A 14,130-nucleotide genomic window follows, 5' to 3' on the forward strand; every position below is an offset into this window, starting at 1 on the left:
TCGCTGCCCGTGACCAAGGTCAGCGCGGGCGGGGCGGATTACATCCATTGGTCGACGGGCGGGACGCGGCTGCATTGGAGCCTGGGGCCGACGGTCTACACCGTCGACCGCGCGGCGCTGTTCGCCGACGCGCCGCGCGCGAAGAACGCGCCCGCCTTCGTGCCGCCGCGGTCGGGCGTGTCGCTGTCGATGGACATAGCCGCCGCCCGCCCGCGCGGCACGGTCGCGCTGGTCGGGGCCAAGCTGGTGACAATGGCGGCGGACGACGGCGGGATCGTCGCCGACGGCGTGGTGATTGTGCGGGACGACCGGATCGTCGCGGTCGGCCCGCGTGCCTCGACGCAGGTGCCGGCGGGGGCGATCGTGGTCGATGTCGCGGGCAAGACGATCATCCCCGGGCTGATCGATGCGCATGCGCACGGGCCGGCGGGCGAGGACGAGATCGTGCCGCAGGCGAACTGGTCGATGATCCAGAACCTGGCGCTCGGCACGACGACGCTTCACGACCCGTCCAACCGGTCGAGCGAGGTGTTCGCGGCCAAGGAGATGCAGCGCGCGGGGCTGATCCTGGCACCCCGCATCTTCTCGACGGGCGAGATCGTCTACGGGGCCAAGGCGGCGAACGTCTATGCCGAGATTAACTCGCTCGACGATGCGCTCGCGCATGTCCGCCGGCTGAAGGCGCAGGGCGCGAACTCGGTCAAGAATTACAACCAGCCCCGACGCGAGCAGCGCCAGCAGGTGGTCGAGGCGGCCAGGCGCGAGGGGATGCAGGTCGTGGCGGAGGGCGGATCGCTCTACGGCATGGACATGAACCTGATCGCCGACGGCAATTCGACGCTGGAGCATAACGTTCCGCTCGAGCGGTTCTATGACGACGTGATGCAGTTCTGGAGCCAGACCAACGTCAATTACACGCCGACGCTGGTCGTGTCCTATGGCGGGTTGGCGGGTGATCCGTACTGGCGGCAGGCGGCCGACTGGATGGTGCACCCGCTGCTCCGCGCGCATACGCCCCCCGCCCAACTCAATGCGGCGTTCGCGCGGCGGACGACCGCGCCCGCGTCCAACTTCGTCGATGACGACAATGCGCGCGAGGCAAAAAAAATGGCCGATCGCGGCGTCCTCGTCTCGATCGGCGCGCATGGGCAGCAGGCGGGGATCGGCGCGCATTGGGAGCTCGGCAGCTTCGTCCGGGGTGGCATGACGCCCGTGCAGGCGCTTCGCGCGGGGACGATCGTGCCCGCGCGGTCGCTCGGCATGGCGCGCGATATCGGGTCGCTGGAGGTGGGCAAGCTGGCCGACCTCGTGGTGCTCGACGCCGACCCGACGGCCGACATCCGTAATAGCGACAAGGTGAGCCGGGTCATGCTCGGCGGACGGCTGTACGACGCGGCGACGATGAACGAGGTCGCGACGGGGACGGCGAAGCGACCGGCCTATTGGTGGGAGCGGACGGCGAACTGACCTCCGCCATGCTGGCTGTGTTCATCGCCCGTTGCTCCCGACTCGGTTACCGGGACGGTGTGGGAACGGGACCGGAACGTTGAAATTGAGACGCCAAACCGCGCTGATGCTCGCGGCGCTGCTAGCGAGCGCACCTACGGCGGCGCAGACGGTACAGACGCCGATCGACGCGCTGGCGCAGGATGCGGGTGAGTATGCCGTGCGCTACGGCATATCGCCCGATCAGGCGAGATATCGGCTCCGAGCGTTGGAGGAGACGGTCGCCTCGACCGACGTGATCGCCGACCGGTTCGGTGATCGATTGGCGGGGATCTCGGTCGAGCATGATCCGGCCTTTCGGATCGTGATGCTGCTGACGGGGGATGCGCCGGTAGCGGAGGAGCGGCTTTACGCGGCCGATATCGTCGTGCCGGTGGTCTACCGCACGGGCGCGATCGCGACGCGGGGCCAGTTGGTCGCGGCGATCGAGCGGCATCAGGCGGCGATCCGCGCCGCGTTGCCGCATGCGCCCGGGCTGGGCATCGATCAGCGGACGGGGGAAATGGTGGTCACGCTCAATCGCGCGGACATCGGCGTGTACGGCCACGATGCGCTGGTCACGGATCTGACGCTTATGACGGGGGTGCCCGTCCGGCTGCGGGCGGTCGATCTGCCCGATGCGGACAGCGCGGTCGATGGCGGGGCGCGCGTGGTGGGCGTCAGCCCAGTCGACGGGCGGCGGTATGCCTGCACGACCGGGTTCGTCGTGACGAACGGCGTGCAGGCCGGGGTGGCCACGGCCGCTCATTGCCCGGATGCGCTGGTCCATGTCGCGGCGGACCGGCGCGAAGTGCCGCTGACGTTCGTGGGTCAGTGGGGTTGGGGCTATCAGGACGTGCAGCTCCATCTAGCGGGCGAGCCGCTCAGGCCATTCTTCCATGCCGACACCGCCGGGGCGCAGGTGCGGCCAGTGACCGGCACGCGCGCACGGCGGAGCACCCGCGCGGGCGACTTCGTTTGTCACCGGGGCGAGCGTACGGGCTACAGTTGCGCGGAGGTCGAACTCACCGACTTCGCGCCGTCGGGCGACCTATGCGGCGGCGCGTGCACGCCGACCTGGGTGACGGTGGGCGGGCCGGTCTGCCGGAGCGGTGACAGCGGCGGGCCGGTGTTCATCGGCACCGTCGCGATCGGGCTGTTGAAGGGCGCGAGCTATGATGCGGCGGGCGGGTGCAACTTCTATTATTACATGTCGACCGACTTCCTGCCCGAGGGCTGGAGCGTCATGCGTCAGCCCGTGCCGGCAGCGGGGGCAACTGCGCGATGATCTTGTCGAGCGTGATCGGATAATCGCGCACGCGGACGCCGCAGGCATTGTGGACCGCGTTGGCGATCGCGCCGCCGACGCCGCATAGCCCCAGTTCGCCCACGCCCTTGGCCTTCATGGGCGAGGACTTGTCGTCCACCTCGTCGAGGAAGATGACCTCCTGGTGCGGAATGTCGGCGTGGACCGGCACGTGATATTCGGCGAGGTCATGGTTGATGAAGCAGCCGAAGCGCGTGTCGACCACCGCCTCCTCCATCAACGCCGCGCCGACGCCCATGGTCATCGCGCCGATCACCTGGCTTCGCGCGGTCTTGGGGTTGAGGATGCGGCCGGCCGCGCAGACCGCCAGCATGCGGCGAATGCGGACCTCGCCCGTCAGCGCGTCGACGCCGACCTCGACGAAATGCGCGCCGAAGGTCGATTGTTGGTAGGTCTTGGACAGGTCGCCGTAATCGAGGAAATCCTCGACGGTCAGCCCGGCGTCGCCCGCGGCTTCGGCCAGCGATGCGCTGCGATTGCCCGAGCGGACCTGGCCGCCCGTGAACTCGACGTCGGGCGAGTTGAAGCCGAGCTTGGCCGCGACCGCCTCGCGCAGCTTGACGCAGGCGGCATAGACGCCCGCGGTGGCGCTGTTGCCGCCCCATTGCCCGCCCGATCCCGATGAGACGGGGAAGCTGGAGTCGCCCAACCGTACGACGACCTTCTCGACAGAGACGCCCATCATCTCGGCGGCGGTCTGGGCGATGACGGTGTAGCTGCCGGTGCCGATGTCGGTCATGTCGGTCGAGACGGTGACGACGCCATGCCGGTCGAGCGCGACGCGGGCGGCGGACTTCATCGTCAGGCTGTTCCGGAAAGCGGAGGCGACTCCCATCCCGACGAGCCAACGACCGTCGCGGACCTGGCCGGGCTTCGCGTTCCGCTTGGCCCAGCCGAAGCGGTCGGCCCCGGTCCGGAGGCAGCCGATCAAGTCGCGCTCGGAAAAGCGGCGGGTCGGGTGTTCCGGGTCGACCTGCGTGTCGTTGACGATGCGGAGCTGGACGGGGTCCATTTCGAGCTTCTCCGCGAGCTCGTCCATCGCGACCTCGAGCGCCATCATGCCGGGCGCCTCGCCGGGCGCGCGCATCGCGTTGCCTTCCGGCAAGTGGAGCGTGGCGAGCTTCATCTCGATCAACCGGTTCGCGCCCGCATAAAGCAGCCGGGTCTGAGAGGTGGCCGTCTCCGGCCCGCCACCGGGCAGATCGCCCGACGCGCTCTCATGCGCGATGGCGGTGATCCGTCCGTCGCGCTCCGCGCCGAGGCGCAGGCGTTGGATGGTGGCGGGGCGGTGGGTGGTGTTGTTGAACGTCTGTTGGCGGGTGAGCGTCACCTTGACCGGGCGCTCGGCGACGCGCGCGGCGACCGCGGCCATCACCGTGTCGGAACGGATCCAGAGCTTCGAGCCGAAGCCGCCGCCGACATACGGCGAGATGACGCGGACCTTGTCCTTGGGGATAAGCAGCGCCTGGCTGACATCGCGCACCGCCCAGGCGATCATCTGGTTGGACGTCCAGAGCGTCAGCTCGTCGCCGTTCCACGATGCGAGCGTCGCGTGCGGCTCCATCATCGCGTGGCTCTCGTCGGGGGTGGAGTATTCGGATTCCACCTTGACCGGCGCGCGGGCGAAAGCGGCGTCGAAGTCGCCGATCTCGACGCGGCCGGGCGAGGCGCTGCCCTCGCCGCTGCCGTCGCTGACTGGCTTGGCGGTCGGAAGCGCCGCGCGAAGGTCGTACTGGCCCTCGCCGCGCGCGTAATCGACGCGGATCAGCTTGGCGGCGGCGCGCGCTTGTTCGAAGGTCTCGGCGACGACGATCGCGATCGCCTGGTCGAAATGCTCGATCTCAGGCCCGCCGAGCAGGGTGGCGGTGATCGCCTTGGGCTTGCCGAGCTTGCCCGCGTTGGCGTGGGTAACGACCGCGACGACGCCGGGCGCGCGCTTCGCCTCGGCGAGGTCCATCGAGCGGATGGTGCCCCGGGCGATCGCGGCACCCAGGATGTAACCGTAGGCCTGGTTCGGCACGACATCGTGGCGTTCATAGGCGTAGGGCGCGATGCCCGACACCTTGAGCGGGCCGTCGACGCGATCGATAGGCTTGCCGACCACGGTCATGCGGTCGATCGGGTTGGTGGTCGCGGGCGTGTCGAACCGCATGGGGATCAGGTGTCCGATCGAGTTTGGGCTTGGGTGAAGACAGCGGCGAGCGTGCGTTCGACCAGCGGCAGCTTGAACGCGTTCTGGGGCGTGGTCCGCGCGCCTGCGAGGACGGCGTCGGCGGTCGCTTTCGGGCCGGCGGAGATACGCGCCTCGGCCGCCTCGACGCGCCAGGGCTTGTGCGCGAGGCCGCCGAAGGCGAGCCGGCCGCGCCCGCCGCGCTCGATCACCGCCGCGACCGAGATGAGCGCGAAGGCGTAGGAGGCGCGGTCGCGGACCTTTTGGTATATCTGCGTGCCGCCGATCGGTTTGGGGAGCGTGACGGCGGTTATCAGCTCGCCCGCGCCCAAGTTGGTGTCGATGTGCGGCGTGTCGCCGGGCAGGCGATGGAAGTCGGCGATCGGGATGGCGCGGGTCGCGCCGTCGGGGCGTATCGTCTCGATGGTCGCGTCCAGGACGCGCATCGCGATGGCCATGTCGCTGGGGTGGGTGGCGATGCAGTGGTCGCTCACGCCCATCACCGCGAGGTTGCGGTTGAAGCCGCCGATCGCCGCGCAGCCGGTGCCGGGGCGGCGTTTGTTGCATGGTTTGGTGGTGTCGTAGAAATACGGGCAGCGGGTGCGCTGGAGCAGGTTGCCAGCGGTGGTCGCCTTGTTGCGGAGCTGGCCGCTCGCCCCCGACAGCAGCGCGCGCGAGAGCACGCCGTAGTCGCGGCGGACGCGCGGGTCGCTCGCCAGATCGGTGTTGCGGACGAGCGCGCCGATGCGCAGGCCGCCGTCCTTCGACGGCTCGATCTTGTCGAGGCCGATGCGGTTCACGTCGATCAGGTGGGTGGGCGTCTCGATCTGGAGCTTCATGAGGTCGAGCAGGTTGGTGCCGCCCGCGATGAAGCGCGTGGCGGGCGTACGCGCGGCGGCCGTGGCCGCGGCTGCGGGGGTGGCGGCGCGTTCGTAGGTGAAAGACTTCATGCCTGCGTCCCCGCCGCTTCGGCCCCGGAGACTTCCGCCATCGCCTCGACGATGTTCGAATAGGCACCGCAGCGGCACAGGTTGCCGCTCATCCGCTCGCGCATCTCGTCGACGGTGAAGCCGGGCTTGGCCGACAGGTCGGTCGCGACATGGCTCGGCACCCCCGCCTCGATCTCGCCGAGCATGCCGACGGCCGAGCAGATCTGGCCGGGGGTGCAGTATCCGCATTGGAACGCGTCATGCTTGACGAAAGCGGCCTGCATCGGATGAAGCGCGCCGGGGCGGCCCAGCTCCTCGATCGTGATGACCGCGTCGCCGTCATGCATGACGGCGAGCGACAGGCAGCTGTTGATTCGGCGACCCTCGACCAGCACGGTGCACGCGCCGCATTGACCGTGGTCGCAACCCTTCTTGGAACCGGTCAGCTTCAGATGCTCCCGCAGCGCGTCGAGAAGCGACGTGCGCGGGTCGATCTCCAGCGTTCGCGGCCGGCCGTTGACGGTCAGCGACACGGTCATGGTAACGGTCGCGGCGGGACGAAGCGCCTGCGCGTCCGCTTCGTCGGGCAGGCCGATGCCGGTCACCGCCACGCTGGCCATGCCCGCGCCGATAACGCTCCGTCGAGAGAAATTATGATCGCCGCCCATGTTCCGCAGATCCTTCCGAGCCGCTCCTAACATGGATGACGACCGGCGACCTAGAACGGTTCTCGGTCAGGCAGGTTGGCCGCCGCCGCCGGTCGCACCGAAGATCTGTCCGGTGGAGAAGCTGAGCGCCGGGTCGGCGGCCGCGACATACAGCCCGGCGATCTCGGCGGGCTGGCCGGGGCGGCCGAGCGGGGCCTGGCTGCCGAACTTGACGAGCTTTTCCGGCGACGCGCCGCCCGACACCTGGAGCGGGGTCCAGAAGGGGCCGGGGGCGACCGCGTTGACGCGGATGCCCTTGGGCGCGAGCTGCTTGGCCATCGACTTGGTGAAATTCAGAACCGCCGCGCGCGTCATGGCGTAATCGACCAGGTCCTCCGACGGGTCGCCCGCCTGTTCGGAGGAAGTGTTCACGACGACCGCGCCCGGCCCCATCAGCGCCACCGCCGCCTTGGTTAACCAGAAGGGGGCGTAGACGTTGGTCTTGATCGTCGCGTCGAAGTCGGCCGACGAGATCGCGTCGATCGTCGGCTTGGTCTGCTGGCGCGCGGCGTTGTTGACGAGGATGTCGAGCCCGCCGAGCTCGCGCGCGGCGTGCGCCACCAGCTTGCGGCAGAACGCCTCCTCGCGCAGGTCGCCGGGAATGGCGACCGCCTTGCGGCCCGCCGCCTCGATCAGCTGGACGACCTCGCGCGCGTCGGGCTCCTCGGCGGGAAGATAGTTGATCGCGACGTCCGCGCCCTCGCGGGCATAGGCGATTGCGGCGGCGCGGCCGATGCCCGAATCGCCGCCGGTGATCAGCGCGCGCTTGCCCGCCAACCGGCCCGACCCGCGATAGCTGGTCTCGCCGTGATCGGGGCGTGGCGACATCTTGGAGGCGAGGCCGGGCCAGGGCTGGCGCTGGTTGAGGAAGGGAGGCTTGGGATAAGCGGCGGCGCGCGGCGTGGTGGGCGCGCCGGGGCTCTTGGGCTCCTGCGCGATGGCGGGTGCCGCGGCGGCGGCCCCGACGAGCGCGGCCCCCGCGACGAAGGAACGACGGCTGGTGTCGGTGTCGGTCATGGGGTCGGCCTTCGCAGGTGGGATTCCTGCCATGAACAGCTCGGATCAGGAGGAGTTCCGCTCCGAACCTTTTGGTCCGGATGCCCGCAACCTCCGGTAAAGGGCCAGATATTCGTCGGCCATACGGTCGACGGAGAAACGGCGCTCGGCCGCGCGGCGGCAGGCGGCGCGGTCGATCCCGCCCACGCGCCCGATCGCCGCGACCGCCTCGTCGAAGTCGCGGACGAGGAAGCCGGTGACGCCGTCCTCGATCAACTCCGCCATCGAGCCGCGGGCGTAGGCGATGACGGGGGTGCCGCAGGCCAGCGCCTCGACCACGGAAAGGCCGAACGGCTCGTCGAAGCCGATCAAGTGAAGGAGCGCCTTGGCCGACCCCAGCGTCCGCGCGCGATCCGGGCCGGCGACCATGCCGAGATAGCGGACCGTCTCGCCATCGACGAAGCGCGCGACCTCGCGCTCATGGTACCCCGGATCCTGGATCAGCCCGGCGATGTCCAGTCCGTGACCCGTTGCCCGCGCCGCGCGCACGGCGTCCCCCGCGCCTTTATCGGGGTGGATGCGGCCGAAGAACAGGAGGTCGGGGCCGCCTGCGGGATCGAACGGGAAATCGTCCAGCGCGATGCCATGATGGATCGTCGCGGCGTAGGTCAGGTCGGGATGCCGGTCCGCGTCGCTGATCGACACGTAGGCGACCCGGTCGTCGTAACGGCGGTACACGGGCAGGATGCGGTCGGACGAGAAGCCGTGGATCGTCGTCACGACGGGCGTATCCACCAGCCGCGAGAATGCGAGCGGGACGAAGTCGGCTTGGTTGTGGATGATGTCGAACTCGCCCGCGCGCTCGAAGACCTCCGCGATATGCTGGATCTCCCACACCTTGGCATCGAGGGTCGTATCCTCCGAATAGCCGCGCGGGACGACGGCGGCGAGCGTGCCCGCCGTCCGGGAATCGGCGGTCGCGAACAACGTCACCTCGACGCCGCGCGCGACGAGCGCCTCGGTCAGGAGGCTGGTCACAAGTTCCCACGGGCCATAGCCGCGCGGGGGCGTCCGCCAGGATATCGAACTCAGCATCGCGACGCGCATCAGGCGGTTCCCCTCTAGCGGCGGAGCAGTAGAAGCCCCTCATCGGGCCGCAAGAGGGTGAGGCTGCTCGGGAGATCGCCGGAGAGGGTGGAGAGCACCGGCGCGAAGCCGGCGGCAATGTCGGGGACGGGCCGCGACTGCTCGCCCAGATTGAGAAGCACCAGCCATTCCTCGCCCTCGCCGATCCGTCGATAGGCCAGGAGGTCGCCCTCCGCCTCGACCCCTGCGTACGCGCCCGCAGCGAGCGCTGGGTGCGCGCGGCGGAGCCGGAGCAGCCGCCGGTGCAGCGTCAGCATCGAGGCGGGGTCGGCCGACTGCGTCGCGACGTTGCGCGTCGGCCAATCGGCATGGAGCGGCAACCACGGGTCGCCGGTGCTGAAGCCGCCGCTCGACGACGCGTCCCACGCCATCGGCGTGCGCGCGGGATCGCGGCCGAGCCCCAAGCCCGGTTCGCGCAGCTCGCGCGGGTCGCGCAGGCGGTCGGGCGGGATATCGACATGGCCGATGCCGATCTCGTCGCCCTGATAGAGCGTGGGCGTGCCCCGGAGCGTGAGGAGGAGCATCGCCGCGACGCGGGCTTGGCGCTCGCCCAGCCTGCCCGCGACGCGCGGGGCGTCGTGGCTGCCCAGCACCCAATTCGGCCAGCCGCCGGAGGGCAGCGCGGCCTCGTACCGGTCGATGAATCGCGCGATCGCACGCGCGTCCCAAGCCGACTCGACCAGCTCGAAATTGAAGGGGAGGTGGATGCCGCCAAGGCCACCGGTGCCCCGCTCGCCGTAATAGGCCGTCATGCGCGGGAGCGGGAGACAGACCTCGCCGATCAGGACGCGCTCGTCGCCGCCGTCGTAGCCGTCGGCGAGCGCGCGCATCTCCGCGATGATCGCGTGGATGCCCGGCTGGTCGGTCGAGTGGCGCTGGAGCACCGCGAACTTCTCGCCCATGTCGGGGCGGTAGTCGGGGTTCGACGGGTTGTCCGGAAAGTCGGGGGCTTTCAGTATGTGCCACAGCACGTCGATCCGGAACCCGTCGACGCCCCGGTCGAGCCAGAAGCGCATGATGTCGAGCATCGCAAGGCGCACCTTCGGGTTGCGCCAGTTGAGATCGGGCTGCTCCTTCAGGAAGGCGTGGTGGTGATACTGGCCGGTGGCCGGGTCGTGCTCCCACGACGATCCGCCGAAGTCGCTGGTCCAGTTGTTGGGCGGCCCGCCGTCCGGGGCGGGATCGCGCCAGATGTACCAGTCGCGCTTGGCCGCGTCGCGCGAGGAACGGCTGTCGACGAACCAGGGGTGTCGGTCCGAGCTGTGGTTGGGCACGAAGTCGAGCAGCAGCTTCAGTCCGCGCACGTGCGCCGCCGCGATCAGCGCGTCCAGGTCGGCGAGCGATCCGAACAGCGGATCGACGTCCGTATAGTCGGCGACGTCGTAACCGAAGTCGGCCATCGGCGAAGGGAAGATCGGCGACAGCCAGATCGCGTCGACGCCCAGGTCGGCGATGTGGTCGAGCCGTCGGATCACCCCGCGCAGGTCACCGACCCCGTCGCCGTCGCTATCCTGGAACGAGCGCGGGTAGACCTGATAGACGACACCGGCCTCCCACCAGCGCTTTGACATGGGGCGTCTAATCGTCCGCCATGTTGGCGGCGGGCGCGTCGTCCTCGCCGCGTGCCGCGCGGGCGGTCATGCCGGTCGCGGACGCATCGTCGAGCATCTGCTCGTCGGGCGCGGCCGCGGCCTCGGGCGGGAGCTCGGCGGCCGCATTGGTGTCGGCGGAGGGCTGCGCGGGCGCGGCCGGCTGGGTCTCGACGATCCCGGGAAGGTTCATGGCGACCCCCGGCTCGGCGGCCGTCTCGATATTCGCGGGGTCCGCCTCCGGCTCCGAACGCGAGCAGGCGGTCGCGCCCGCGAGCGTCAGCCCGGTCGCGGCGAGGAGAAACGATCGACGGAGGCGGTTCATGGCTGTTCCCTTCACTTGGCGGCGAGCATGCGGCGCGCGGACCGCGCCTCGACCTTGCTCGCCAGCGTCTCGTCCCAGCCGTATGGGTCGGCGCGGAAGCCGACTTGGCCGTTCGCGCCCGCGAAGGCTGTCCAATAGAGCAGGTACACCGCGACCGGATCGGCCATCTTGGCGCGCACGGTCTTACCCGCGGCGACGGTGGCGTCGATCGCGTCCGGCTGCCATTCGGGCGTGGTCTTCATGAGCAGCTTGGCGAGATCGGCGGGTTTCTCCAGCCGGACGCAGCCGTGGCTCGCCAAGCGGTCGAAGCGCGAGAACGTCGCCTGGGCCGGGGTGTCGTGGAGATAGACGGAGAAGTCATTCGCGAAATCGAACTTGTAACGGCCAAGCGCGCTCCGCTCGGAGGATTGCTGGAGGCGGCCGCCGTCCATGACGCGAAAGCCGTTGCGCTTAAGATAGCCGGGGCTGGCGCGTTCCTTGGGCCACAGCTCGCCCTGGGCGATCGAGGTGGGGACGTTCCAGGGCGGGTTGAGGACGACCGAATGTATGCTCGACACCAACATCGGCGTCTCGTTCGCCGGGCGGCCGGTGACGGCCTTCATCGACATGACAGGCGCGTCGCCATCGAACACGGTCAACACCGCCGCGGCGATGTTCACTTGGACGCGGCGCTGCTCGAGCCGGTCGGGCAGCCAGCGCCAGCGCTCCATGTTGGCGGCGATCTGGCGGATGCGCGCCTCGACCGGCACGTTCAGCGCGGCGAGCGTCTGCGCGCCTACCTGGCCCGCCGGGTTCAGACCGTAACGCCGCTGGGCGCGGCGGACCGCGTCGAGCAGCGGGGTATCGAAGCGGTCGCCGGTGGTCGCGACCTGCGGGTCCTCCGCGGCGAGGCGACGACGGAGCAGCGCGACCGCCGGGCCGCTGGTGCCGTAGGCGGGGGCGGTGGCGAGCGTCGGCCAGCCGCCCGCCGCCGCGATCGCGCGGTAGCGGGCCAGGCCCGCGGCGAGCGCGTCGTAACCGGCATAGGGCGGGGGCAGCGACGCGAACCAAGCGGCGATCCGGTCGCGCCCGACCGCGTCGGAGAAGGCGGGAAGGGGATCGTACGCCTGCGGCTTGATGCCCCAGCCGCGCTGGAAGTCGCTCGCGTCGAGACGCCCGGCATGGACCGCGCGGGCATGGTCGAGCGTGGCGCGGACGAGGGTGTCGGGATCGGCGGCGTCGAGCGGAGCCGCGGTCTGGCGGAGCCCTTGCGCGACCGCGTCCTTGGCGAGCAGGTCGGCCAGTTGGGCGGCCTGGAGGGTGGTCAGGGTTGGGAGGACGACCGGAACCGCGGGCGCGGCGATCGCGGGGGCGGGCGCGTCCTGGGCGACGGCGGGCGCGGCGGTGAGCAGGGCCGCGAGAATTCCGGTTAGACGTGGCTTGCTCGACTTCATTTCACCGACCCTGTTCGTGACTGCCGCCGCCGCTTGCCTTAGCGTAGACTGCGCTGGGATGAACGGGTAATTTGCGGAGCGGGGAAGGAGCGTCGTGGCGAAGCCGCGCCGCCAGCCGGGCCGGTAACCCGCCGGCCGCGCTCGGCTCTGGAGTAAGTAGCTCCGCTACTTCCGCCGCTTCTGTGCGACGATAGCTTTCACCGAAAGGAACTGTCGCGAGCGGCATCAACTGAAACTTGCCCTGGGTTAAGGGGCTCTCGTTCGACCTTGCCTGCGAGAGCACATCAGACAGAATAGCCAACGCGGCGAATACATTGGTCGTCCCGGCGCGCTACGCTGCCGCTCTCGGTAGTCGCTACCGATTTAAGCGGAATCGAGATTTTATCGCGTTGACCCAGAGTGTTTGGATACGAGGATGAATGTAAAACACGGCAACGAATTCGTGAGCTTCGGCCCGTTCGTCCGTGGTTGGCCCAAAAGCGCCTGCGCAGCCGGATCGTCATCAGCGGGCTCAGTCTCCCGAGCGCCGATACGGGCACCGACGATACGCCGCCAGTCCGGCAGGCGGTCGTGCGAGGGGGCGGTCCCGCTAGAGTGTCGCGCAATCACTGGGGTCGGTTCGGCCGGCAAAGCGCTCCCTCAACCATTCGACGGTCTGTTCGCTCGTTCGCTTCGCGATCGTGACGTGGTCACCACCTGCGACAGGGATGAAGCGAATGCGCTGCCCGGCCCGACAGACGGCGGTGGCGAAGGACCGTGTGACCGATGGTGCGATGATGACGTCCGCCGACCCTTGCGCGATCAATAGCGGCACACCGAGCGGCACCCGTTCGACGGAGTTGCTTCGCATGAGTTCACCCCAGCGTGGGAGAGCCGCCAGATCGACGTCGCGCAGCACATGGATCATGCGTGCGAGGCCGATTTTCGTGCCAAGCTTGAGTCCGTCGAGCGTCACGCATCGGCGGGCCAGGCGCCGCATCAGGTCCTGTCCGACCGGCCCGGTAACCGTCGACAGCGGCACGCCGTAGATCTGCGACCACGACACCCCGGCATAGGAGGTCATCAGCGCCCGGACCGCGGCGTTCCCGTCGCCCGCGATATTCGCGACCAGATCGGTCGCGGGCGCCGCGGCGGCGACGCCCACCAGGCGCAGTTCGGGCGCGTAGGCGCGCGCCAGCCGTCCCGACCACAATGCGGCGTGTCCGCCCTGCGACTCGCCCCAAAGCGCGAATCGTCCGGTCGTCCGCCCACGCCGCACGTCGCGCGCGGCCCGCACCGCATCGAGCACGGCGTGCGCGGTGTCGGCACCCACCAGGAAGGGGTGTGTGCCGGCGCTACCGAGGCCGAGATAGTCGGGTGCGACGACGATGTAGCCCTGCTGGATCATCGGCGCGAGACCGGCGATGATGGAAAGTCGCCAGCTGTTCGCGGAGGGCGCGCACGCATCGGCGATGCCGGTCGTGCCGTGGGTCCAGGCCACGATGTCGCGACCCGCACGCGGTTCCGCTCCTGCGGGGACGATGACGATGCCGGTAGCTTCGGCCTGCCCACCGCGGCCCGTCATCGATCGATAAACGATCCGGTAGGCCAAAGCGCCGGCCGGGGCACCCGCGATCGGCGTCGCCGAAACAAGGGTCCGCGCGTTCGCGGCTTGTGCCGTCGCGGACGCCGGCGTCAGGAAGACCGCGACCGCGACCAAGCCGCGTTTCATGCCCAAACGGGCCATTATGCCCATCGTCACGTCTCCCCGCTCATCGAAGATAACCGCTGGCCAATCGCTTGAAAACGTCGAGACACAAGACGTGCCGCGAGGCGGCCGCGTGTGCCGTCGGCCCTCCGGCGGCCGCCGTCCATACGGAGTTCGCGACCCGTTACGAGCGGGCCTTGTCGGGCATGGGGCCTTCGATGCGCCCGGTGCTCTCGATCGCCGGATCGGAAGCCGCCGAGCCACCCTGACGCATGCGGCGATGGAGGTAGTTCTCGTCGAAGCCGGCGATCTGGACGAGCTTGGCCGCGTCCAGGA

11 protein-coding genes are annotated in these 14,130 nt (G+C 69.6%); 2 read left to right on the forward strand and 9 right to left on the reverse strand.

Translation table 11 applies throughout. From position 1 onward, the window contains the following. The coding region (locus ACFE71_RS12345) for an amidohydrolase family protein (RefSeq protein ID WP_375429091.1) at positions 1 to 1,467 on the forward strand (1,467 nt) is incomplete at its 5' end. Positions 1,468 to 1,552: 85 nt separating this feature from the next. Further along, positions 1,553 to 2,773 (forward strand): hypothetical protein, encoded by a 1,221-nt coding sequence (locus ACFE71_RS12350; RefSeq protein WP_375429092.1) that lies wholly within the window; start codon positions 1,553 to 1,555, stop codon positions 2,771 to 2,773. On the opposite strand, the gene paoC is transcribed toward ACFE71_RS12350, so the two are convergent. From paoC to ACFE71_RS12395, 9 genes are all read right to left on the reverse strand, one after another. Beyond that, entirely contained in the window at positions 2,730 to 4,964 is a 2,235-nt protein-coding gene (paoC, locus tag ACFE71_RS12355) for an aldehyde oxidoreductase molybdenum-binding subunit PaoC (protein ID WP_375429093.1), read from the reverse strand. The genes ACFE71_RS12350 and paoC overlap by 44 nt on opposite strands. Before the next feature lie 5 nt (positions 4,965 to 4,969). Then, positions 4,970 to 5,932 (reverse strand): FAD binding domain-containing protein, encoded by a 963-nt coding sequence (locus ACFE71_RS12360; protein WP_375429094.1) that lies wholly within the window; start codon positions 5,930 to 5,932, stop codon positions 4,970 to 4,972. Continuing rightward, positions 5,929 to 6,579, reverse strand: coding sequence for an aldehyde dehydrogenase iron-sulfur subunit PaoA (gene paoA / locus ACFE71_RS12365; RefSeq protein ID WP_375429095.1), 651 nt, complete (start codon positions 6,577 to 6,579; stop codon positions 5,929 to 5,931). Before paoA ends, ACFE71_RS12360 begins: the two co-directional genes overlap by 4 nt. A 66-nt stretch (positions 6,580 to 6,645) precedes the next feature. Next, entirely contained in the window at positions 6,646 to 7,635 is a 990-nt protein-coding gene (locus ACFE71_RS12370; RefSeq protein ID WP_375429096.1) for an SDR family oxidoreductase, read from the reverse strand. A gap of 45 nt (positions 7,636 to 7,680) precedes the next feature. Then, complete coding sequence (locus ACFE71_RS12375; protein ID WP_375429097.1) at positions 7,681 to 8,721, reverse strand: glycosyltransferase family 4 protein; 1,041 nt, start codon at positions 8,719 to 8,721, stop codon at positions 7,681 to 7,683. A gap of 14 nt (positions 8,722 to 8,735) precedes the next feature. Then, positions 8,736 to 10,331 (reverse strand): alpha-amylase family glycosyl hydrolase, encoded by a 1,596-nt coding sequence (locus tag ACFE71_RS12380; protein ID WP_375429098.1) that lies wholly within the window; start codon positions 10,329 to 10,331, stop codon positions 8,736 to 8,738. 7 nt (positions 10,332 to 10,338) lie between these two features. Further along, the gene (locus ACFE71_RS12385; protein WP_375429099.1) at positions 10,339 to 10,674 is read right to left on the reverse strand and encodes a hypothetical protein; all 336 of its coding nucleotides are present in this window, start codon (positions 10,672 to 10,674) and stop codon (positions 10,339 to 10,341) included. Between the two features lie 11 nt (positions 10,675 to 10,685). Continuing rightward, positions 10,686 to 12,107: a murein L,D-transpeptidase gene (locus ACFE71_RS12390; RefSeq protein WP_375429100.1), complete on the reverse strand. Its 1,422-nt coding sequence runs from the start codon at positions 12,105 to 12,107 to the stop codon at positions 10,686 to 10,688. Between the two features lie 589 nt (positions 12,108 to 12,696). Beyond that, entirely contained in the window at positions 12,697 to 13,806 is a 1,110-nt protein-coding gene (locus ACFE71_RS12395) for a lipase family protein (protein ID WP_375429101.1), read from the reverse strand. Positions 13,807 to 14,130: the final 324 nt, after the last annotated feature.

Source organism: uncultured Sphingomonas sp. (assembly GCF_964237155.1).
Classification (GTDB): domain Bacteria; phylum Pseudomonadota; class Alphaproteobacteria; order Sphingomonadales; family Sphingomonadaceae; genus Sphingomonas.

Coding starts and splice junctions, on each gene's coding strand:
- paoC (WP_375429093.1), bottom strand. CDS start 4,964: ATGCGGTTCGACACGCCCGCGACCACCAACCCGATCGACCGCATGACC.
- ACFE71_RS12360 (WP_375429094.1), bottom strand. CDS start 5,932: ATGAAGTCTTTCACCTACGAACGCGCCGCCACCCCCGCAGCCGCGGCC.
- paoA (WP_375429095.1), bottom strand. CDS start 6,579: ATGGGCGGCGATCATAATTTCTCTCGACGGAGCGTTATCGGCGCGGGC.
- ACFE71_RS12370 (WP_375429096.1), bottom strand. CDS start 7,635: ATGACCGACACCGACACCAGCCGTCGTTCCTTCGTCGCGGGGGCCGCG.
- ACFE71_RS12375 (WP_375429097.1), bottom strand. CDS start 8,721: ATGCGCGTCGCGATGCTGAGTTCGATATCCTGGCGGACGCCCCCGCGC.
- ACFE71_RS12380 (WP_375429098.1), bottom strand. CDS start 10,331: ATGTCAAAGCGCTGGTGGGAGGCCGGTGTCGTCTATCAGGTCTACCCG.
- ACFE71_RS12385 (WP_375429099.1), bottom strand. CDS start 10,674: ATGAACCGCCTCCGTCGATCGTTTCTCCTCGCCGCGACCGGGCTGACG.
- ACFE71_RS12390 (WP_375429100.1), bottom strand. CDS start 12,107: ATGAAGTCGAGCAAGCCACGTCTAACCGGAATTCTCGCGGCCCTGCTC.